Below are 21,154 nucleotides of genomic sequence, written 5' to 3'. Positions count from 1 at the left end.
CTTATATGAAGTTGTATGGGATGTGCAACTGACTTATTCATGGAGGATTAATGGTCGACTTTTTGTTGAGCCAAGAGAATTTACCTTACGCAATCTCGTTAGGGTTAGTGCTGCTCTTTGGTTTACTTGAAACATTATCTTTAGTCATAGGCGCTAGTCTTGTCGGGTTATTACACCCTGCAGAAGTGGTCGATAATATAGAGCTCAGTAATAAGAACTCTAGCGTTATGCTGAGTTTTGCTAGTTGGCTTAGCATGAATCGTTTGCCTGTATTACTTTGGTTTGCGTTAGCTTTACTCAGTTTTAGCATGGCGGGTTTTGTGATAAATGCTGTGTCTATGCGTTGGCTGCTCGTATTGCAACCTCAGCTCGTTTCCCTGCCTTTCGCATTGTTTCTGATGGCACTATCTTGTCATTACTTTGGTGCTGCGATTGCTGATAGATTGCAGCGCAATATCTCTAATGTTATCTCTATTGAAGATCTTAACGGTAGCGTAGCAAAGCTTGAGTTTGGAAGAGCAATGCTGGGTTATCCAGGAGCTGCCATCGTGGTAGATAAAAACCAGCAAGAACATCATGTATTTGTTGAGCCAGTGAACACTGAAGTTGAATTTACTGAAGGCAGCCTTGTTGTATTGGTTAAACGCAAAGGTCGAGTTTGGCAAGCAACACCGATAGATGATTAGTTTAGATAACTTTTATAAGAATCATAAAAAAGCCTGCATTAGCAGGCCTTTTTATTTAAGTTGTGACTAGCAGTTATGGCTTTACGCTTGCAGGGCTTGCAATATTGTCAACGCTGGCTGCTCATTCCTAGGCCAAATTTGGTAAGCTTTATGGTGCTTAATTAAAGAGGCTTTTTTGTTACCAGGGCTTAATAGCAGGTTATGCTGAAATGCGATTTTAGCCAGTAAGGTTTCATCTGCTCGCACAAAAATAGTGATAGGTTTAATTAACTCATCACCGACGATACGTTGAGTGAACTGATCATCTGAAATGATTAAGCTATTGCAGCCATCACTATCAAGTTTGAGTTTTTTAGTCACTTCTTGATCGGTAATGATTAGCCACTCTAGTGCCTCAAGATCAGCAATCATGTTATTTATCGAAGCGCCTAAGCCTGTTTGCTTGTCGCTAATATAACTATATTGCGCCTTAATCTTCTCAAGCAGTGTTTTTAGCTCTGCGCCAGCCCCCATGCTGCGAGCTTGGCGGATCCACAAGGTTAAGTCTTCGGCGACTAGCTTTGAGAAAGTACGCTGCTTTAATGCTGTGACCATCCAACTACATAGAAAGTGGCTTTCTGCTGCAGGAGTTCTGACGCTGCTGCTTTTGGCGCTTGCTTCAGCTAGTGCTGCTAAACCAGCAGTGGCGAATTCTAAAACGGCTTGATTATAGGTGATATCTGACATTGATTCTCCGCCGCGTGGAAGTAATAAAAGATGACGGCGAAGTGATTATACCTAATGTGCGGCAAGTGCGAAATTAACTTAGCCCGTAAACATCCTTTTAGTCGGTTTACGGGCAGCTTTTTACTGTTTAATTAAACTTGCTGCTGTCATGATGAGCTCCGGTGCAGGGCGTACTCTAAAGTTAGGGTTAACATATTGAAAATGCACTAAGCCATTGCCATCAATAATGTAGACTGCAGGCACAGGTAACACTAAGCGTTGTTCGCCCTCTGGTGTTTGCCAAAGCTTGTTTTCAAGCTTCATTTTACTTAGGTAGCGATTGGTGACTTTTTCACTGGTAAAGTAGGCCAAACCGAACGCTTTACTCACATCAAGGTTAGCGTCAGATAGTAAGGTGTATGAGAGTTCTTGTTCGGTCATAGACAGTTTAAGTTTGGCAGGCGTGTCGGGTGATATGCAGATTAGCTGAAACCCCATTTCAATGAGTTTTGGCTCGATGGCTTTAAGTTGTCCCATTTGCGAATTACAAAAGGGGCACCAACCACCACGGTAGAAAAAGATCACGCTTGGTTTGCCTTGGGTGATCTTGGCAATATCAATGGTGCGATCGTTAAGATCTTTTAGGTTGGTAGAAGGGATCGTTTGGCCGTTCATTAGCGGCATCACATTGAGTTCATCACTGGCGATGGGTTTAGCATTCGCTGCATGACTTAGCGCAGCACTGCTGATTATTAGCGCTAGTACTGCAAAGGTATTTCTTAGCATTATTATTCCTTTTTAAAAGCAAAATGAGCTTGTGTTTGACAAGACCGCGTAAGCCGCAATTTGCTTTCGCCGCTTAAGGAATAAACGTTACGTTCAAAAAAGGCACCATTGGGTGCCTTTTTTGTTTATAAAATAATTCGGTGTCCGTACAGCGATTATTTTATCTTCTTAATCTTTGCTGGTGACGCATTCTTCACTTTAACGCGGCGACCTTGCATGTTCTTCTCTGCAATAACCTGTGCACCAGCGTTGTCTACACGCTGCTGTTTCTTAGCAAAGCTACGGCGTTTTTGTAGCTGTTTGATCAATAGATCGCGGCTACCGACTTCATAACCAGGAATGCTAATACGGCGCAGTTGCTGACCAATTAACTTCTCGATATCAGCAAGTGTGCGCTCTTCTTCACGACTTACAAATGAGATAGCGACGCCTGATTTACCTGCACGGCCTGTACGACCAATACGGTGAACATAATCTTCAGCAAGGAAAGGTAAGTCGTAGTTAACTACGTACTCTAAGCCTTGAATATCCAGGCCACGTGCAGCAACTTCGGTTGCCACTAACACGCGCATTTTACCTTCTTTAAACTCACGTAGTGCACGGCGACGGCTACCTTGTGCCTTTTCACCATGAACAACCGCAGTTGGAATACCATCTAGATTAAGCTCTTTTTCAAGCTTGTCTGCCGCATCGCGAGTAGCGGTAAATACTAGCACTTGGCGCCAGTTTTTCTTACCAATAAGCTCTGACAGTAGCTCTCGTTTACGGCGCTGTTCAACTGGGTAAACCACTTGGCTAACAGTAATCGCTGTGGTGTTTTGCTTGTCAGCAGTAATCACGTTTGGTTTAACCATCATCGTGTTAGCTAGTTGCTTAACCGCAGTTGAGAAGGTTGCCGAGAACAATAGATTCTGACGCTTCTTATTAACGGCTTGCAGAATCTTTTGAATATCGGCACTAAAGCCCATATCTAGCATACGGTCGGCTTCGTCTAGGACTAAAGACTCGACGTTAGACAGGCTTAAGTTACAAGCCACAATGTGCTCAAGCAGTCGGCCCGGAGTGGCGATAATGATATCCGCGCCACGCTTTAGCTTAGTTGCCTGAGTATCCATTTTAACGCCACCAAAAATGGTGACTACAGAGATGTCTAAGTACTTAGCGTAATCATTAACGTTATCGGCAATTTGCGCTGCAAGCTCGCGGGTTGGGGTTAAGATCAACGCCCGTGCATTTGAGCGGCCGGTAGTGCTTGGGTTATCAAGCATCTTTTGTAAAATTGGCAATGCAAACGCAGCCGTTTTACCCGTACCTGTTTGCGCACTAGCAAGTACATCTTGGCCGCGGCGTACGGCAGGGATGGCTTGCTGCTGAATTGGTGTCATTTTTTCATAACCACATTCAGAGATTGCACGCAAAATCTCAGGAGCAAAACTAAATGATTCAAATCTCATGATTGAGGAGTCCTATGTTCAACAATTCAATTGCTAACAGGTACGCTAGCATTTTCTAATACCATTAAAATGGCGGCCGCGGAGTATAGCAAACTTTTATACTGACTGGTATTAGATTAAAACCTGTGCTTTGGCAATTTTGTGCCTAACGAGTACGCAATAAAAAGCAGCGCTTAAGCGCTGCTTTAATTATGGAACAAAACACGCAATTAAATGGCTGCTGTGACCTTATTTAACCAAGTTAAATCTTCACCTTGCATAAACGGCGTTAGCTTGTCTTTAACTTGCTGATGATATTGGTTAAACCAATTAATCTCAGACTCTGTTAGATACTGTTTATCAATTAGACGTGAGTCCATTGGAATGAAGGTTAGCGCTTCAAACTCAAACATTTCACGCTCAATGTTGGCAAGTGCAGCGCATGGACGCACGGCAACTAAGTTCTCTAGTCGAATACCAAATTCTTCAGCGCGGTAGTAGCCAGGCTCGTTCGACAAGACCATGCCGTCGAGTAATGGCACATTTGAGCGACCTTTCGCTATGCCCTGCGGTCCCTCATGCACACTGAGGTAATGACCAACGCCGTGGCCAGTGCCATGGTCAAAGTCATAGCCATGTTGCCATAAGTACTGGCGTGCGAACGCGTCAAGTTGCATACCACTGGTGCCTTTAGGGAACTTAGCTTGATCGATAGCAATATGGCCTTTTAATACCAAAGTCACCATTTTTCTCTGCTCATCGGTGACATCACCGATAGCGATAGTGCGGGTAACGTCGGTTGTGCCGTCTAAATACTGGGCGCCAGAGTCAACCAGATAGATGCTGTTCATCTGCATCTGCGCTGGCGTACCATTGTTATGATTGTAGTGGCACATCGCTGCGTTACCGCCTGTCGCCGAAATAGTATCGAAGCTTGGCTCTTGGTACATAGGATCGCTTAAACGGAAGCTTTCTAGCTTATCTGCCAGTACAGCTTCATCGTAAAGCCGATTAGCATCAACTTCGCGGTCTAACCAAGCAAGAAAGCGACTAACAGCAACGCCATCACGAATATGGCACGCCTTGATACCTGCAAGCTCAGCTGCATTCTTTTGTGCTTTTGGTAATGCTACTGGGTCACTACCGGCAATAAGCTGCGCGCCAGCTTCTTGCGCTGTAAGTTGTAGCCATGCATTACTGTTATCTGGGCTAGCAAGCACTTTTGTGCCTTCTAGCTTGGCAAGCTCTGCAGCAAGTTCTGCTTCATTTTTAAAGCTAACGCCAGTGCCAACATGCTCGTTGATATTTTCAGGTAGCTTTTTGGTGTCGGTGAACAGCACCATGTCGCCATTGGCGTGCAGCAATGCTGTGCCAAGTACAACTGGCAAACAAGGAATGTCTTTACCGCGTATGTTGAGCAGCCAGCATAATGAGTCTAATGCTGAAATAATTGCCACATCAGCGCCCTGTGCTTTGATATCCGTGCCAATCGTCGTGCGCTTGTCTAAACTGCTACGGCCGGCGCTTTGCTCGCTAAATAGCATAATAGGATCGGATGTTGGCGCAGGTCTGTCTGTCCAATTTACATCGATAGGGTTGTGCGCAACTTTAGTTAGCGTGATTTGCGCTTTAGCAAGCTCTGCTTGGGTTTGATTAAACCAAGCTAAGGTATGCAATCGGGCGTCAAAGCCAACTTGCGCATTGGCGCCAAGCTGTTCAATCAGCCATTGAGCTTGCGGGGTATCATGTAAGCTTAAGTATTCGAATAAACTGCCATCGACTTGTTGGCGAACCTGTACTGTGTAACGACCATCGACAAAGATTGCCGCGCTTTCCTTAAGGACAATAATCGCGCCAGCAGAACCGGTAAATCCACTGGCCCATAACATACGTTCGTTATGTTCAGGAACATACTCACCTAGATATTCATCAGCTCTTGGAATAATAAATGCGTCTAGGTTTAATTTAGCCATTTCGCTGCGGATGGCTGTTAAGCGTGCTGCAATAGTATTTGACATTCAAACTCCATTATTAGCGTTCAAGCTAGAAAGTTACTGAGCTCGAGGCTATTTCTTTTTGTACGAATTTAGGGCGGAGGTTAGCATAAATGCCAAGTGCATGGCAGTCACCCTATAGGATTAACCGTGTAGTTAGCAGGTCGCTAGTGTGAACCAAACTGGACAAAAAGGTTTGCAGTTCCTTAAATCAACAACGTTGTTTAGTCAGCGTTTTAGCCAAAGTCGAGTGATTAATGCGATAAAGCTTGGTTTTAAATTTCAATTAATCGAATTGTTTACAGTTAATCGATATTCTATAGGTCGTTAATATCTAAGCAGCTATATGGTGTAAGTCTCTATTATGTTAGAATTTTGTTTGTCGTTAGGATGCGATTAGTCGTGGTGTAGCCATGCTCATGGGAGTGCTAAGTGCAAACATTAACAATCGATATTAGTGGTTCAAAAGCCTTATTTGAAATAGAAACACAAGGGCGAGTAGAGCAATATAAAATAGCGATAACAGACGGATTTAATATTAATAATTTAAATACGCAGATCGCTGAATTAGAACAAGACTACGGCTTAGAAGGTTACGGGTTAGGCATAGCCGTTCCGGGGTTAGTGCAAGCGCAGCAATTGGTGTCCTGCCAATCACTGCCTGGGCTAAAAGGCTTGAGTGTTGATGATCTATTCACCAAAGCAAAACGGATTATTATTGCTAATGACAGCGATGCTGGTCTGCAAGCATTAATGGACAGTAAGCAAGATTGTGAGTTACTTGTTATGTGCGATATGGGTATTGGTATGTCTATCGCGGTAAACGGTATTCCATTCACTGGTGCATCAGGTATGGCTGGCGAGTTAGGGCATTGTCGTATGATGACTGAGTCTGGCGAGTTTAGTCTTGAGCAACTAGCCAGTGGCGCTGCGATTAAGCGTCGTAATTGGACCCGCAATGAAGATATTGCACGTGCAGGCAGTTACATCGGCCAAAGTTTAGCTTGGGTGGTTAATCTGTTTAACCCATCCCATATCTACTTAGCGGGTAGTTTGATGGATAACCCGCATTATTACCAAGCGTGTGTTGCTGCAATTAAAGAGATGGCATTACCCATTCCTATGGCAAAGGTAAAGGTTAACCGTGTTGATGACCGTGAAACCATGGTTTGCCGCGGTCTTAAAGTGATGCTGAATAAGTAATTTTAAAATAGTAAGCCATTAAATAAAAAGGGCAACCTTCATCAAGGACGTTGCTCTTTTTATTGCCTCAATGTAAAAGCTCTGATTGCTAATTCAGGTGTTTTTTATCGCCTAATAAGCCACTTTTACTCAACATATAACTCGCGACCATCGACAATTATTTGCACTTTTCCCTATTAGTTACTGACTGATTGTATATTTTATGCTAGAAAGTGTGGCATACCATGAGCCATTGTAAATATGGCGCTTGTGGAAACTACTTTTAAGTAGTGGCTGCATGACAATATAAATAATCAAATTTGAAAGGTAAGTATATGACCATAGGTGTTGGCGGTTCTACCGCAGAGCAGGAATTAGCAAAGTTAACAGATATGACTCAAGGTGCAGAGCCTATTAGTCGTGAAGAGTACCAAGCTCGTATCGCCAAGGCGCAAGCCATCATGAGCGAGCAGGGAATTGCTGCCATTTACCTAAACGCAGGCACTAACCTTTACTATTACACTGGCACGCGCTGGTACGCTAGCGAGCGCATGGTAGGTGCAATCCTTCCTGCAAAGGGCGATGTTGAATACATAGCGCCAGCCTTTGAGGTTGATACCTTAAATGGTTACATGGTCATTGGCGGCAAAGTAAATACTTGGCAAGAAGATGAAAGCCCATTTGCACTTTTTGGCAATGTATTAGCCAACATGGGAATTACAGCCGGTGATATCGGCATCGATGAATCTGCTGCTTTCTTTATCTTTGATGGCATGCGTCAAGCGCATCCGCAGTATAACTATGTTAACGCTAAGCCAGTAACAGCTGGTTGCCGCATGATTAAATCTGCGGTTGAGCTGAGTTTGTTGCAGCGCGCTAAAGATATGACCATGGAAGTGCACAAAGCCGTTGCGCGTATTTTGCATGAAGGCATTACCACCAGTGAAGTGGAAGCCTTTATCAATGCTGCGCACATTAAAGTGGGTATTCCTGCAGGCTCATATTTCTGTATCGTGCTGTTTGGTGAGGACAGTGCCTACCCGCATGGGGTTAAATCACCTAAAGCACTAGAGCTAAATGACACCGTATTGATTGATACCGGTTGTCAGTTATACGGTTATAACTCGGATATTACCCGTACTTACGTTTATGGTGAGCCTAGCCCACGTCAACGTGAATTATGGCAGTTTGAGCAAGCATCGCAAATAGCAGGTTTTGAAGCGGCGCAAATTGGCGCTACGTGTGCCAGCGTTGATCGCGCAGCCCGTGATGTACTGGAAGCGGCAGGTTTTGGTCCAGGCTATGATGTACCGGGTCTTCCACATCGCACAGGTCACGGTGTCGGCCTTGATATCCATGAATGGCCGTATTTAGTACTTAACGACCATACTCCTCTTGCTGCGGGTATGTGTTTCAGTAATGAACCTATGTTATGTGTACCGGGCGAGTTCGGTGTGCGCCATGAAGACCACTTCTATATGAGTGAAACAGGCCCAGTATGGTTCACTAAGCCTGCGCACTCAATCGATGACCCATTTGGTTACGAAGCGTAATATTTGCAATGCCTCATTATCAATAACGAGGCATTTTTTTGTGTAAGAAGCGCGATGTATATAAAGGGAATTCGGTGTGCGCCATGAAGACCCTGATTTTAAACAAGAGTATATGAGTGAAACAGGCCCTGTATGGTTCACCAAGCCTGCGCACTCAATCGATGACCCATTTGGTTACGAAGCGTAATATTTGCAATGTCTCGTTATCAGTAACGAGGCATTTTTTTGTGTAAGAAGCGCGATGTATATCAGGGGAATTCGGTGTGCGCCATGAAGACCCTGATTTTAAACAAGAGTATATGAGTGAAACAGGCCCAGTATGGTTCACTAAGCCTGCGCACTCAATCGATGACCCATTTGGTTACGAAGCGTAACCCAAGCATAATCTAAGCGTATAGTTGTTTGCCTCTTTATCAGTAACGAGGTTTATTTGACTAAAAAAACGCTGTTGCCAGTATCAAATAAAAAGCCCGCATGGTTATCCATTCGGGCTTTGTTTTTTAGAATCAATAAATCAGTGTTAGTCGATACTGATCAATTCAACATCAAAGATTAAGGTTGAACCACCGCCAATCTTACCAGCACTACGATTACCGTAGGCAAGTTCACTTGGAATAAAGAAACGGGCTTTTTCGCCAACAATCATTAGCTGTACGCCTTCAGTCCAACCTTTAATCACACGGTTAAGCGGGAAGGCAATTGGCTCGCCACGCTCAACTGAACTGTCAAATACACTGCCATCAATTAGGGTGCCATGATAATGCACGGTAACGGTATCGCTAGCCTTTGGATGTACTGTGCCAGTACCCGCTTCAAGTACTTGATACTGTAGGCCTGATACTGTGGTTGTTACGCCGTCTTTTAGTTTATTCTCGGCAAGGAATGCATTGCCTAAAGCGATATTTTCTTTGGCCGCTTTTTGGTTGTTCATTGAGGTAAAGAAGTAAAACACCACACATGCAATCACTACAACAGCTAAAACCACTTTCATTATTGAGACACCTTGTTTTGATTTGACCGCTAATAATAGCGAATCCCTCACCATAGGTAAATCTGAGCCAGCATTGTAAATATTAAGCCAAGTTGATATTTATCAGCTGCTGTTGCTCAGCGAAATAAACTAAGCCTGCACAGATGGTTATATTGCTAATAATGGCTAACCAAAGTATGACTTTAAAGCGACCTTTAGCTGATTTGTGTCTTAGCCATTGCTGCGCCAGTAATGCTCCTGGCCAGCCGCCGAGTAAGCTTAATAGGTGCAATCTTGCTTCGCTTATGCGCCAGCTGTTGTTTCTGGCGGCACGTTTATCCCATGCAAAGGTCAATAAAGTCATCAGACTGATTATGCTGATATACACAAATGGCCATAGCGGCAAAATTGCTAATGAGTAAGCCAGAGCGAATACTCCAATAAAGCTGACTGCGATAAGGAGTATTAGCGGGTTAGATGAGGTTTTGATTTTATTGGATGCTTTGGTCTTTTTGCCTTGAGCTATCTTTTGTGTAGCACTGGATTTGAGTAAGCGAGCATTTTCAGCATGCACTTTACCGCGTTTATTGACTAGGTCGAACTCTACTGAGTCACCTGCAACAGGTCTGAGCTTAGTATTAAATGCGGAGATATGGATAAATACCTGCTGTTTGAGATTATTGCAGCGGATAAAGCCAAAGCCTTTGGCATCATCCCAACTCTCTATAACACCGATTTGCGACATTTATGTTAGCTTTAATAGTGATTGATACGATAACAGAGCATATGCATTCAGCGAATGGGCCATGCGCAATGGTTCATGTGTAATGGCTCACCCGCGTTAGATATGTATCTAAGATTTAGGATAATTAACAAGACTCGTCTGAGCAGCACTCTTCTTGTAAAAACTGAATAAGGCCTTCTAAGCAATCAAACTGAGGAATGCAGTGTAATACTCGACCTTCACGGTGTTGTTTAACTAAACCTGCCGACATTAAGCTTGCTAGATGGTGCGATAGAGTTGAATTAGGGATCTGTAAGCTTTCTTGCAAATGCCCAACAGGCAAGCCTTTATGGCCAGCTTTAACTAAACATCTAAATAACGTCAGGCGGGTGGGGTGGCCTAGCTCTTTTAAAGCTTTTGCTGCAATTTCAGTATCCATATGCTAACTCTCAACCAATAAGTATGTTTCTATAATAATCGAAATAATAGCAGGAATCCGCTAACCGACAAGTGATATTTTTATTAGCAAGTGACTATGCTTACTCTAGGTTGATATTTTCGCTGGTTTTTCAGAGATCCACAGCTTGATTGTTCCTTTCACAACCACTACGCCGTCGGTGTCATAAGCGTTAACTTCAACCAGCATATCACCGGGCACCCATTGCTCAGGTTTCACTTCGGCAATACAGGTGATATCGCTGCCAGCTTTAGCGGTATAATCAACACTCATGCCTTTAGGGATCCACCTTAAATGGTTAGGAATAGACGCTTCAGCCATCACACCCATCGCCATTTCTAGTCCGTTACAGATAGCAATCACATGTACAGTTTGGATGTGGTTGTGTACCGCTTTACGTTTTTTGATTAAACACACACAGCGATTCACATTTAATTCACTAATCATGGGTTTTACTGTTGCGAAATAAGGCGCCATACGGCTCACCATAATAGAGAAAATCTTGTTGCCAAAAGGCAGCTTGGTGACTCGGTTATACAGTGACATGACTTTAGTGGGCTTATTATTAGTATTGCTCATCTGCTGTTTGTCCTTTGGTTATTCGCTGTTGTGAGCTTAAGGCTCGTATCCTATTCAAAGTTGGAACTATAATTAGTCGCGCAACTGGTCGGATGAGGTTAACATTGAATTAACATTGATTGCTAGCATCGATTATTCCGTGTGCAGAAAATTAAACTGTATTTCATTTCTTTTTAGAGGAAGTGGCACGTATAATTTCGGCCGATTAAAACATCTCAGTAAATTAAGGAATAAAGTGAATTATTTAAAGACCTACCTCAAGGGGATGGCAATGGGCGCTGCAGATGTGGTCCCAGGTGTATCTGGCGGTACAATCGCATTTATTACAGGGATTTTAGACCCACTGCTTGAAAGCATTAAGAAGATTAATCCGTCTCTATTTGGAGTGATTAAAGAAAAAGGCATTAAAGCGGCATTTATGCATATTAATGGTCCATTTCTAGTCTGTGTTTTTGGTGGGATCTTGACGAGTATTTTGACCTTAGCCAAGCTAATCACTTATTTACTCGACACTCACCCAATCCCTGTGTGGTCGTTCTTTTTTGGTTTAATTGTCATCTCAGTCATCCATATGCTTAAGCAGGTTAAAGGCATTACTCTCGCGCGTTTAGCTTTATTTGCTTTAGGCGTAGTGTTTGCTTGGGGCATCACCATGCTCAACCCAATTGCGCTTGAGATGACTTACTTAAATGTATTCTTAGGTGGCTGTATCGCGATTACAGCAATGATCTTACCCGGTATTTCTGGCAGTTTTATTTTGTTATTACTGGGCTTATATACCCCAGTAATCGGTGCGGTTAAGAATTTTGAACTGGGCATTATGGCAACTTTTGCCGCAGGTGCTGCGATCGGTATCCTTTGTTTTAGCCATGTATTATCGGCGTTGCTGCGTAAGTTCCACGATGCAACGTTAGTCTTTTTAACCGGATTAATGCTGGGTACACTTGGTAAAATCTGGCCATGGAAAGAAGTACTGACTTTCCGTGAAAACTCTAAAGGCGAAATTGTACCACTTGATGAGCGTGTGTTGTCTCCTATGCAGTATGAGCAAATCACCGGTCAGCCATCACTACTGTTATATGCGGTTATTGCAATGCTTGGCGGTATTCTTCTGGTGTGGGGATTAGAGCGGTTTGCCAATAAAACACGATAAGCGTTTTATTCATTAATACATTGAAAAGTCAGTTCTAAACTGGCTTTTTTTTATGTTTAAAAGCAACTAGAAAGCGATTTGAATTTGGACTAAATTAAAACTTGTACAAAAAAGTGATCCTTGTACAAGTATGTGGCGTATTGAACAGTCTATAAGGGAGTATTATGACTATGAGCCAATTTAATCCAGATAAAATCCAGATCGGTATTAGTGCCTGTTTACTCGGCGAGAAAGTGCGTTTTGACGGTGGTCATAAGGCTTCAAGTTATTGCCGCAAAGAGATAGCCGAACATTTCGATTATGTGCCAGTGTGTCCTGAAATGGCCATAGGCATGGGAGCGCCGCGTAAATCAATCCGTCTTGAAAAAGATGGCGATATTATCTTTGTCAAAAGTGCCGATGGTTCGGTTGATGTTACCGACAAACTCCATGAGTTTAGTGATAAAAAAGTCGCGCAGTTAGATTTCTTAGGAGGCTACATTTTATGTGCTAAGTCGCCAACCTGTGGCATGGAGCGAGTCACTGAGTACAAGTATGGCACTAACAATGGCTGGAAATCGGGCATTGGTGTTTATGCTCGAAAATTGATGGAGCGTTACCCGCTGCTTCCAGTTGAGGAAGAAGGGCGTTTACATGATCTACCTATCCGTGAAAACTTTTTCACCCGAGTTTATGCCTACCATGATTGGCATATGCTAAAAGCGTCAGGTTTAACCAAGAGTAATATTTTAGATTTCCACGCGCGCTACAAATACATGCTGATGGCCCATAATCCAAAGTTATATCGCGAACTAGGCCCTTTGCTCGCGGATATGAGCGGCGATCTAGAAAAGATTGCAGACATTTATTTTACCGGCTTTATGCAGATCTTAAAGATTAAAGCGACCCGTAAAAATCACACCAGTGCGCTGCAGCATATCCAAGGTTATTTTAAAAAGCATTTATCAAGTCCGCAAAAAGCGGAACTTGCTGAATCAATCCTTAAATACAACCAAGGACTGCAACCAATCTTAGTGCCGATGACGCTGATTAACCATTATCTGCGTGAGTTTCCAACGCCTTACATTGAAAATCAAGTGTACCTTAACCCGCATCCTCAAGAGCTCAAGCTTCGTTATGCCTATTAGGCATATTGTTTGAACTCTAACGAGGAGTGCAGCATGGATAAGATTGAAGATGAAGCAATTTGGTTAACCATTGGAGACGCTGCCCAGCGTACAGGCGTTAATCCGGTGACCTTAAGGGCTTGGCAAAGACGCTTTGGTTTAGTTGTCCCTAAACGAACCCCAAAAGGACACAGGCTATACGGCGAGTCTCATTTAGCCCAAATTGAAGAGATCCTGTTTTGGCTAAACCAAGGTGTGGCCATTAGCAAAGTGAAGCCACTGCTTAAAGCTTCGCAGACAAAAGCTGCGGTAAAGCCTTTAGCTAAACAAGCCTTAAGTGTAGAAGAGCAAAACCTTTGGTTAGATCATATTGAATATTTAAATCAATCTTGTCTCGATTTTAATGCCACCGCCCTCAACGGTAAACTTACCGAGCTTTCAGGCCTGTATCCGTTTTCAGTACTAAAAAATGGTCTGTATTGGCCTTGGCTAAATGGACTCGAAGGCTTGCTACTGGGACGTCCCGATGCATCTAGTATTGAAACTTGGGTTGTTGAAGAACTGTCAGCTCGTGTCGCCAAACGGCGCTTGGCTCAACTGCAAGGCGACGCTCAAAAGCCTTCGTTGCTGGTTGATTTTCTGGGGGGGAAACCAAGCAATGCGTTGCTTGTTTCTGCCGAGTTATCTGCCTACCACGTTAATCATAATCTTATAAAAATCACCAATGTTAGTGAGCTAAGTTTTATCGTGCAGCGACTCAACTGTAGCCAAGTGTTTTTAGTGGCGCAGCCACAATTAACTACAACGCAAACCCAAGCATTACAAGAGTTTATTGCTAGTGCCAATGCTGGAGTTTTTCTGGTAGGTCATTACGCCAAAGTGGTTAATCAAGCATTAGGAATGGCTCATTACGATATACCAAAACTCCTGATGCAGTGTGGCATTGCAGCTCCAGCAAAAACCATAATCTCCAACGAAAATATCGCTATAGAAAACACCTCTCAAGAAATTGTCTCTGAAGAAGCTGAGGAAGGAAAGCAAGATGCCAAATACTGACTCAACGAATGGCAATACGCTTGTGTGGTTTAGACATGATCTGCGCATTGATGATAACCAAAGCCTAGTGGCTGCTTGCCAGTATGCTGCTGAGCATCAAGGTGTTGTGCGGGCAATATTCTTTGTTACGCCTAAGCAGTGGGCATTACATGACGCCGCATCGATTCAGTTAGACTTTATTGAAAGGCAGGTTAATCAACTTGCTATAGATCTCGCAGAGCTCGGGATCCCGCTGGATATTTGTCACTCGGATGACTTTGAGGCGATGCCTGCACTGCTGTCGCAATACATCAACTATTGGCAGATTGCTAAGGTGTTTGCCACTAGCGAGCCAGAGTGTAATGAGCAGCGCCGAGATCACGCCGTCATTGAGGCTGGAGTCGATCTTGAGCTTAGTCAGCAACATTGTTTTTTACCGCCTTTATCCGTGCTTAACTTGTCGGGGGAAATGTATAAGGTATTTACGCCTTTTGCTAAAAAGTGGCGTGAGATAGCAAAGCAAGCTCCAATCCAAACTTTAGCCCGCCCAGAGCCGATAGCTACGCCATTACCAATGCCAAACTATGTTGAGTTTGATTGCGAAAAATCCAGTAGCCGCCGCTGGCCGGTCGGCGAGCTGGCTGCACATGCCAAGCTACGGCAATTTGCAAAAGATAAAGTGGCAGATTATCAAGCGAGTCGAGATTTTCCTGCGATTGATGGCACTAGCCAGCTTTCAGCTTATCTCGCTGTAGGCATCATTAGTCCTCGTCAATGTTTGCAAGTGCTGTTAAGTCACTATCCTGATGCGTTAGTGCATGACGAAAGTCCTGGGCGCTGCTGGTTAAACGAATTGATTTGGCGTGAGTTTTATCGTCACTTGCTGGTGGCATTTCCCAAGTTATCTAAAAGTGCCAACTTTAATGCCTTGGCCGACCAAATCAAATGGCGCAATAACCCTCGGGAGTTTCAAGCTTGGTGTGAAGGCCGTACAGGGTACCCGTTAGTGGACGCTGCCATGCGACAGTTAAACCAAACGGGTTGGATGCATAATCGTCTACGTATGGTGACTGCGAGTTTTTTGACTAAACATTTGCTGGTCGACTGGCGCTGGGGCGAGCGTTATTTCAGACAAAAACTAATTGATGGCGACTTAGCGGCTAATAATGGTGGCTGGCAATGGTCAGCAGGAACAGGCTGTGATGCTCAGCCCTATTTTCGAGTATTTAATCCGATTTCACAGTGCGAAAAATTTGATCCAACCGGCGCATTTATCCGTACCTACTTACCAGAGCTTGAACAGGTAGATTTGAAGTTAATTCATAAGCTTAAAATACCCACTCAAGCACAACTTTTTGTTGAAACGGACTATGCTTCTCCTATAGTGGAGCATAAGTTTGCCAGAATGCGCGCGATAGATGTTTTGTCAGCGATGAAGAAAGGAAGCGCTAACGCTCTGCAAGTTCGAGCTCAGCAAGTACGGCAAGTAGGTAGCGACAGTAGTGTGGATTTAGATAAGGAGATTTTCGGATGACAGCTAGCGCAGAACGATTAACCACAGACTTGTCATCTTTGAGTGAGACTCAAGGCGACTATGAGCAATCAAGTGACAAACCGTCGCAAGCACAAGTGATGCAGGAAAAAGCACTCATAGATAGCTTCATTCGTCTGTATCAACACCTCAATAAGGACAATTTGCACCTACTTGCTCAGGTTTACAGTAATGACATCGAATTTAGCGATCCGCTACATCATGTATCAGGTCTACCCGCTCTAACCCATTATTTTGCCAATCTTTATCAGAATGTGGCGTCAATTGATTTTGATATTCATCAGGTTATCCATCAACAAGGTGCTGCAACCCTCAAGTGGACCATGGTATTTAGCCACTCTAAGCTCAATGCAGGCGAGGATATTACGGTTGAAGGCGTTAGCATTCTTGGGCTAAACAACAAAATTTATCAGCATCAGGACTTTTTCGACCTCGGAACCATGTTGTACGAACATATTCCTTTAGTAGGAAGCTTGGTCAAGCTGGTTAAGTCAAAGGCATCACAATGAATACCGCCAAATTAATCAGTAAACAGCAAAATAGCGTACTTATCACAGGTGCTAGTTCCGGTATTGGTTTGCAACTGGCTCAAGATTATATCGCTGAAGGCTGGCAGGTATTTGCTTGTGGTCGTAATCAGCAAGCCCTATCGCAGCTTAAAGGTGCTGAACAGTTGGTATTTGATATCACGGATAATGATGAGGTTAAAGCACAGGTTGCTATCGTCAAACTTAAGCTTTCTGCACCGCTAGATTTAGTGATTTTAAATGCCGGAAGTTGTGAGTATATCAATGACGCGGTTAACTTTGACGGCGAGCTGTTTGAGCGCGTGATCCGTACTAATCTTATTGCCATGGGCTACTGTTTATCGGCTTTCACGCCGCTCATTGCCAAGGGCGGTAGACTGGCATTAATGGGGTCCAGCGCTGTGTATCTACCATTCCCTCGCGCTGAAGCTTATGGCGCCTCAAAGGCCGCAGTGCAGTATCTAGCATCGAGCTTAGCGATTGACTTAAAGCCCCATGATATTGGTGTCAGCGTCATCTGCCCGGGTTTTGTAAAAACCCCCTTAACTGACAAAAATGATTTTGCTATGCCGATGCAGCAAAGTAGTGAACAGGCATCCAATGCGATTCGTAAAGGCTTGCACAAAGGCGTAAGGGAAATCCATTTTCCTAAGCGTTTCACTCTGTTATTGAAGTTTATTGCGTTACTACCACGTGGTATTTGGGAGCATTTAAGCGGTGCAAAAGAGCCTGATGAGATTAGTCAGATTGAAGACGGTGCATTAGATTTACCTGCCAAAGATAAGCTGCAAAGTAGCCAGTCAAAAAGCAATCAGCAACAACCTAAAGATAAAAAAGCCAACACTAAAGAAAAACAAAAGGTGAGCCCATGAATATCGTTGAAAACAGCAAGCAGCGCAAAAGAATAGCGATTGTCGGTACCGGGATCTCAGGCTTAACTAGCGCACATATTTTATCGCAAAAACACGATGTCACTGTCTTTGAGGCCAATGACTACATAGGTGGACACACTGCTACAGTTGATGTGGAAGTGGCGGGTAAAGAGTACGCTATTGATACTGGCTTTATCGTGTTTAACGACCGAACTTATCCTAGGTTTGAGCAGCTATTAGCGCGTCTTAACGTTAAGGCCTTAGCCACAGAGATGAGTTTTAGTGTGCACAATGCAACAACTGGGCTTGAGTATAACGGCAATACTTTATCTAGCCTTTTTGCACAAAAACGAAATTTATTCAGACCTAGATTCTGGTTGTTTATTCGGGAAATTTTACGTTTCAACAAGCTTTGTAAGCAGGCTTTTTCGGCGGATAACTATCAATATCAAACCTTGGGTGAACTGCTCGATACCGAAGGGTTTAGTGACTTCTTTAGTGAACATTATATACTGCCAATGGGCGCTGCCATTTGGTCATCTAGTATTGACGATATGCGCGCTTTCTCACTGCGTTTCTTTATCCAGTTTTTTGAAAATCACGGCTTACTCAACATCGCAGATAGACCCCAGTGGTATGTGCTTGAGGGAGGCTCGCGAAGTTATATTCCTGACTTAATTGCCCCTTTTAAACAATCGATTCATTTAAACAGCCCTGTAACCGCCATTAAACGCACTAACAGCGGCGCGCAATTACAGATAAGCCAAGGTGAGTGGCAAGAGTTTGATGAAGTTGTTTTGGCTTGTCATAGCGACCAAGCACTGGCGATGTTACAAGACGCCACAGCCGACGAACAGCAAGTGCTGAGTAAGCTTGCCTATCAAAATAATGAAGTGGTGCTCCACACTGACGAAAGTTTAATGCCAAAGCGCCAAGCGGCTTGGGCAAGCTGGAACTATCGCCTAGATGGTAATACTCAGCGACAAGCTTCTGTGACTTATAACATGAACATCTTGCAGCGCCTGCCAGCTGGCACGCCAACATTTTGTGTGACGTTAAATCAATCTGAGTTGATCTCACCTGACAAGGTATTACGTACATTTAATTATGCGCATCCGGTTTTTAATGAGCAAAGCTTACAAGCTCAGTCACAACGACAATTAATCTCCGGTGTTAACCACACCCATTTTGCTGGGGCGTATTGGTATAACGGCTTTCATGAAGATGGTGTTCACAGTGCATTTGATGTGTGTGAAGCCTTTGGAATGCGTTTATGACACAAGCACCGTTAAAGGCTGAACCATTTGTTAGCGGCGTGTATAGCGGCAAGGTAATGCATCGTCGCTATAGCCCCACTAAGCACAGTTTCGATTATCAAATGGCAATGTTGGGCATCGATCTCGATGAGCTAGAACGATTAGAAGAGGTGAGTTGGGTATTTTCGTCAAAGGGTTTTGCGCCATTGCGATTTGAGCAAACAGATTATTTAGCAAACTGTGGCAAACAGCAGCAAGATTTAAAGACAAAAGTACTCAACAAAGCAGCAGAATTAGATGCAAAACCAGGCTGTAATCGCGTGGTATTTGTGGGTCAAGTTAGACACTTTGGCATCTATTTTAGCCCAATAAACTGCTTTTTTTGTTATCAGGGGGATCAGCCTAAGTATTTATTGGCCGAGGTGAGTAACACGCCTTGGAATCAACGTCACTATTACTTGGTCAATCTTGAGCATACTCAGCCAACAGATAAAGTGTTTCATGTTTCGCCTTTTATGGATCTTGATATGAAATACGTTTGGCGAGTGAAAGCGCCAAGTAGTGAAGTGAGGGTAGGTATTGAAAACCGCAACACGCAGAAGTTATTTGATGCCAATTTATGTTTATTCAAACGCGAGATTAGTGCCAAAAGTTTGCAATCAATGCTGATTAGTTTTCCCTTGATGACGCTTAAAATCGTTCAGGGTATTTATTGGCAAGCACTTAAACTATTTATAAAACGTGTGCCTTTTGTTGGGCATCCAGGTAAGCCAGCGGAGAAAAGATAATGGAAAATATAACCACTAAAAATAATCTGGCCACAGAGCGTCTACCTGACAGTTTGGCGAGAAAGTTATTGCTCAGCGCATTGCCAGGCTTGGCTGAAGGCCATTTAAGCCTTATCGATGGTGATAAGAGTTACGAGTTTGGCCGTAAAGAGTCTGACTTACACGCCACGATAATCGTTAATAATCCCCGTTTTTATCGACAAATACTCTTATCTGGCTCGATTGGTGCGGGCGAAGCTTATATTCAAGCCCATTGGACCAGCCCTGACTTAACCAAAGTGGTGCAGCTATTTGCGCGCAATTTGCCGTTATTAGATAAGCTTGAGCAAAAGCTATCTTGGTTGACGGCGCCTTTTAGCCGCTTGACTCATCTGTTTAACCGAAATACAGAGGCTGGTTCTAAGCGTAATATCTTGGCCCACTATGATCTGGGCAATGAAATGTACCAGCAGTTTTTAGATAAAGATATGCTGTATTCAAGTGCGCTTTATCCACACAGCGGTGCGTCTCTTGATGAGGCGCAGCAACACAAGTTAAAAACGATTTGTGAACGTCTAGATTTAACTCCTGGGCAAACTCTATTAGAGGTGGGAACTGGGTGGGGCGCGCTAGCTATTTACGCCGCTAAACATTACGGCGTTAAGGTCACCACTACTACGATTTCTGATGCGCAATATGACTATGCGGTGGCTAGGGTGGCCGAAGAAGGGCTGCAAGATTCGGTGACCTTGCTTAAAGATGATTACCGCATCTTAACCGGTGAGTATGACCGCGTGGTGTCGATTGAAATGATCGAAGCGGTAGGGCACGAATACTTACCGGGATTTTTCAAAAAATTACAGAATTTGCTTAAGCCTAATGGCCGCTTACTGATCCAAGCCATCACTATTGCCGATCAACGTTACGACAGCTACCGCAAGGGGGCAGACTTTATTCAACGCTATATCTTCCCCGGTGGTTGTCTGCCTTCGGTGACACGTATGACCAATGAGCTTACTATGCATACTGACTTTGTTACTTGGTCGGTTGATGATATGGGGCTCGATTATGCTAAAACGCTGAAAGACTGGCACGATAACTTTGATGCGGCGCTACCTAAGATAAAAGCGCTTGGTTACGGTGATGACTTTATTCGCATGTGGAAGTTCTACTTAAGCTACTGTGAAGGCGGCTTTTTGGAAAGAACCACCAGTACCGTGCATTTAGTCGCAGTGCGTCCACAATATCGCTTGCAGCCCAATAGCTAGTCGAGAGTGTTCTGTGATTTCTGGAGTTAGCATGATGCCAAATCGCTTGGTTAAGTTTGCGCAGCAGCACTTGATAGTCATCAATCTGCTAATGTTTCAAGCGGTTTGGTGGCTATCTATCTTGTACTTAAACTCATCCTTGTGGCTGACTATACCGCTATTGCTGGTTCACTTTGGTTTGTCTAGCGAAGTGCGCCAGGATTTAAGCTTGATGCTCAAGGTCGCTATATTTGGATTTGCCTTCGATAGCGCCTTAATGTTAGCGGGTGTGTTTCAATTTCAGCAGTTTCCTTTTTGGCTGTTATTGATATGGTGCCACTTTGCTATTTCTTTACGCTACAGTTTAGGCTTTGCCCATAAACTAAATTGGCAGTTTAATGCTTTGCTTGGCGGCATCTTTGGCTGTTTAAGTTACTTGGCAGGGGCGCGTTTTGAAGCGGTAGTGTTGCCGTTAGAATTATTCTACAGCGCATTGATCCTGTTCTTCGTTTGGCTCGTAATGTTTCCCATGTTTGTTAATGTTAGTCGGCCTCAGCTGTAGACCTAGCT

At 43.8% G+C, this 21,154-nt stretch carries 21 protein-coding genes; 13 read left to right on the top strand and 8 right to left on the bottom strand.

Features of this window, described 5'->3' with window-relative positions; all coding sequences use genetic code 11:
* Positions 1-50 precede the first annotated feature (50 nt).
* Positions 51-686 (top strand): OB-fold-containig protein, encoded by a 636-nt coding sequence (locus tag L2747_RS03270; protein WP_248997668.1) that lies wholly within the window; start codon positions 51-53, stop codon positions 684-686.
* Positions 687-767: 81 nt separating this feature from the next.
* On the opposite strand, the gene L2747_RS03265 is transcribed toward L2747_RS03270, so the two are convergent.
* The 4 genes from L2747_RS03265 to L2747_RS03250 all read right to left on the bottom strand — a co-directional run bounded on the left by L2747_RS03265 (position 768) and on the right by L2747_RS03250 (position 5,628).
* A complete protein-coding gene (locus tag L2747_RS03265) occupies positions 768-1,412 on the bottom strand; it encodes a DUF2913 family protein (RefSeq protein ID WP_248997667.1) in 645 nt (214 codons plus the stop codon).
* Between the two features lie 120 nt (positions 1,413-1,532).
* Positions 1,533-2,177 carry a peroxiredoxin-like family protein gene (locus L2747_RS03260; protein ID WP_248997666.1) on the bottom strand — a complete coding sequence of 215 codons (645 nt, stop codon included), beginning with the start codon at positions 2,175-2,177 and terminating at the stop codon, positions 1,533-1,535.
* Between the two features lie 155 nt (positions 2,178-2,332).
* A complete protein-coding gene (locus L2747_RS03255; RefSeq protein WP_220779391.1) occupies positions 2,333-3,631 on the bottom strand; it encodes a DEAD/DEAH box helicase in 1,299 nt (432 codons plus the stop codon).
* Between the two features lie 209 nt (positions 3,632-3,840).
* A complete protein-coding gene (locus L2747_RS03250; protein WP_248997665.1) occupies positions 3,841-5,628 on the bottom strand; it encodes an aminopeptidase P family protein in 1,788 nt (595 codons plus the stop codon).
* A gap of 408 nt (positions 5,629-6,036) precedes the next feature.
* Between L2747_RS03250 and L2747_RS03245 the strand changes: the two genes are divergently transcribed.
* Together L2747_RS03245 and L2747_RS03240 are read left to right on the top strand one after the other, a co-directional pair.
* Positions 6,037-6,807, top strand: coding sequence for an ROK family protein (locus L2747_RS03245; protein ID WP_248997664.1), 771 nt, complete (start codon positions 6,037-6,039; stop codon positions 6,805-6,807).
* Positions 6,808-7,121: 314 nt separating this feature from the next.
* The gene (locus L2747_RS03240) at positions 7,122-8,339 is read left to right on the top strand and encodes a M24 family metallopeptidase (protein WP_248997663.1); all 1,218 of its coding nucleotides are present in this window, start codon (positions 7,122-7,124) and stop codon (positions 8,337-8,339) included.
* A gap of 520 nt (positions 8,340-8,859) precedes the next feature.
* Here the strand turns inward: L2747_RS03240 and bamJ are convergent.
* From bamJ to L2747_RS03220, 4 genes are all read right to left on the bottom strand, one after another.
* The gene (bamJ, locus tag L2747_RS03235; protein WP_248997662.1) at positions 8,860-9,330 is read right to left on the bottom strand and encodes a BamJ family beta-barrel-assembly machinery protein; all 471 of its coding nucleotides are present in this window, start codon (positions 9,328-9,330) and stop codon (positions 8,860-8,862) included.
* 82 nt (positions 9,331-9,412) lie between these two features.
* Entirely contained in the window at positions 9,413-10,054 is a 642-nt protein-coding gene (locus tag L2747_RS03230) for a DUF1294 domain-containing protein (protein WP_248997661.1), read from the bottom strand.
* Between the two features lie 124 nt (positions 10,055-10,178).
* Positions 10,179-10,472, bottom strand: coding sequence for an ArsR/SmtB family transcription factor (locus L2747_RS03225; protein WP_248997660.1), 294 nt, complete (start codon positions 10,470-10,472; stop codon positions 10,179-10,181).
* A gap of 105 nt (positions 10,473-10,577) precedes the next feature.
* Entirely contained in the window at positions 10,578-11,069 is a 492-nt protein-coding gene (locus L2747_RS03220) for a hotdog fold domain-containing protein (protein WP_248997659.1), read from the bottom strand.
* Positions 11,070-11,304: 235 nt separating this feature from the next.
* Here L2747_RS03220 and L2747_RS03215 point away from each other — a divergent pair, with 235 nt between their 5' ends.
* The 10 genes from L2747_RS03215 to L2747_RS03170 all read left to right on the top strand — a co-directional run bounded on the left by L2747_RS03215 (position 11,305) and on the right by L2747_RS03170 (position 21,146).
* Positions 11,305-12,222: a polyprenyl-phosphate transporter gene (locus L2747_RS03215; protein WP_248997658.1), complete on the top strand. Its 918-nt coding sequence runs from the start codon at positions 11,305-11,307 to the stop codon at positions 12,220-12,222.
* Between the two features lie 170 nt (positions 12,223-12,392).
* On the top strand, positions 12,393-13,349 hold the full coding sequence (locus tag L2747_RS03210) for a YbgA family protein (protein WP_248997657.1): 957 nt from the start codon (positions 12,393-12,395) through the stop codon (positions 13,347-13,349).
* Positions 13,350-13,382: 33 nt separating this feature from the next.
* Entirely contained in the window at positions 13,383-14,384 is a 1,002-nt protein-coding gene (locus tag L2747_RS03205) for a MerR family transcriptional regulator (RefSeq protein WP_248997656.1), read from the top strand.
* Positions 14,371-15,897 (top strand): deoxyribodipyrimidine photo-lyase, encoded by a 1,527-nt coding sequence (phrB, locus tag L2747_RS03200; protein ID WP_248997655.1) that lies wholly within the window; start codon positions 14,371-14,373, stop codon positions 15,895-15,897. Before L2747_RS03205 ends, phrB begins: the two co-directional genes overlap by 14 nt.
* A complete protein-coding gene (locus L2747_RS03195; RefSeq protein ID WP_248997654.1) occupies positions 15,894-16,424 on the top strand; it encodes a nuclear transport factor 2 family protein in 531 nt (176 codons plus the stop codon). Before phrB ends, L2747_RS03195 begins: the two co-directional genes overlap by 4 nt.
* Positions 16,421-17,314 carry an SDR family NAD(P)-dependent oxidoreductase gene (locus tag L2747_RS03190; RefSeq protein WP_248997653.1) on the top strand — a complete coding sequence of 298 codons (894 nt, stop codon included), beginning with the start codon at positions 16,421-16,423 and terminating at the stop codon, positions 17,312-17,314. Before L2747_RS03195 ends, L2747_RS03190 begins: the two co-directional genes overlap by 4 nt.
* Positions 17,311-18,591: an NAD(P)/FAD-dependent oxidoreductase gene (locus L2747_RS03185; protein WP_248997652.1), complete on the top strand. Its 1,281-nt coding sequence runs from the start codon at positions 17,311-17,313 to the stop codon at positions 18,589-18,591. The genes L2747_RS03190 and L2747_RS03185 overlap by 4 nt, the downstream gene beginning before the upstream one ends.
* Positions 18,588-19,358, top strand: a complete 771-nt coding sequence (locus L2747_RS03180; protein WP_248997651.1) for a DUF1365 domain-containing protein — start codon at positions 18,588-18,590, stop codon at positions 19,356-19,358. The genes L2747_RS03185 and L2747_RS03180 overlap by 4 nt, the downstream gene beginning before the upstream one ends.
* Positions 19,358-20,605: an SAM-dependent methyltransferase gene (locus L2747_RS03175; protein ID WP_248997650.1), complete on the top strand. Its 1,248-nt coding sequence runs from the start codon at positions 19,358-19,360 to the stop codon at positions 20,603-20,605. Before L2747_RS03180 ends, L2747_RS03175 begins: the two co-directional genes overlap by 1 nt.
* Before the next feature lie 31 nt (positions 20,606-20,636).
* Entirely contained in the window at positions 20,637-21,146 is a 510-nt protein-coding gene (locus L2747_RS03170; protein ID WP_248997649.1) for a DUF2878 domain-containing protein, read from the top strand.
* The last annotated feature ends 8 nt before the right edge of the window (positions 21,147-21,154 follow it).

Source organism: Shewanella marinintestina (genome assembly GCF_023283845.1).
Lineage (GTDB): Bacteria > Pseudomonadota > Gammaproteobacteria > Enterobacterales > Shewanellaceae > Shewanella > Shewanella marinintestina.
Note: the sequence above shows the minus strand (reverse complement) of the source record. Positions and strands in the feature narration are given on the sequence as shown.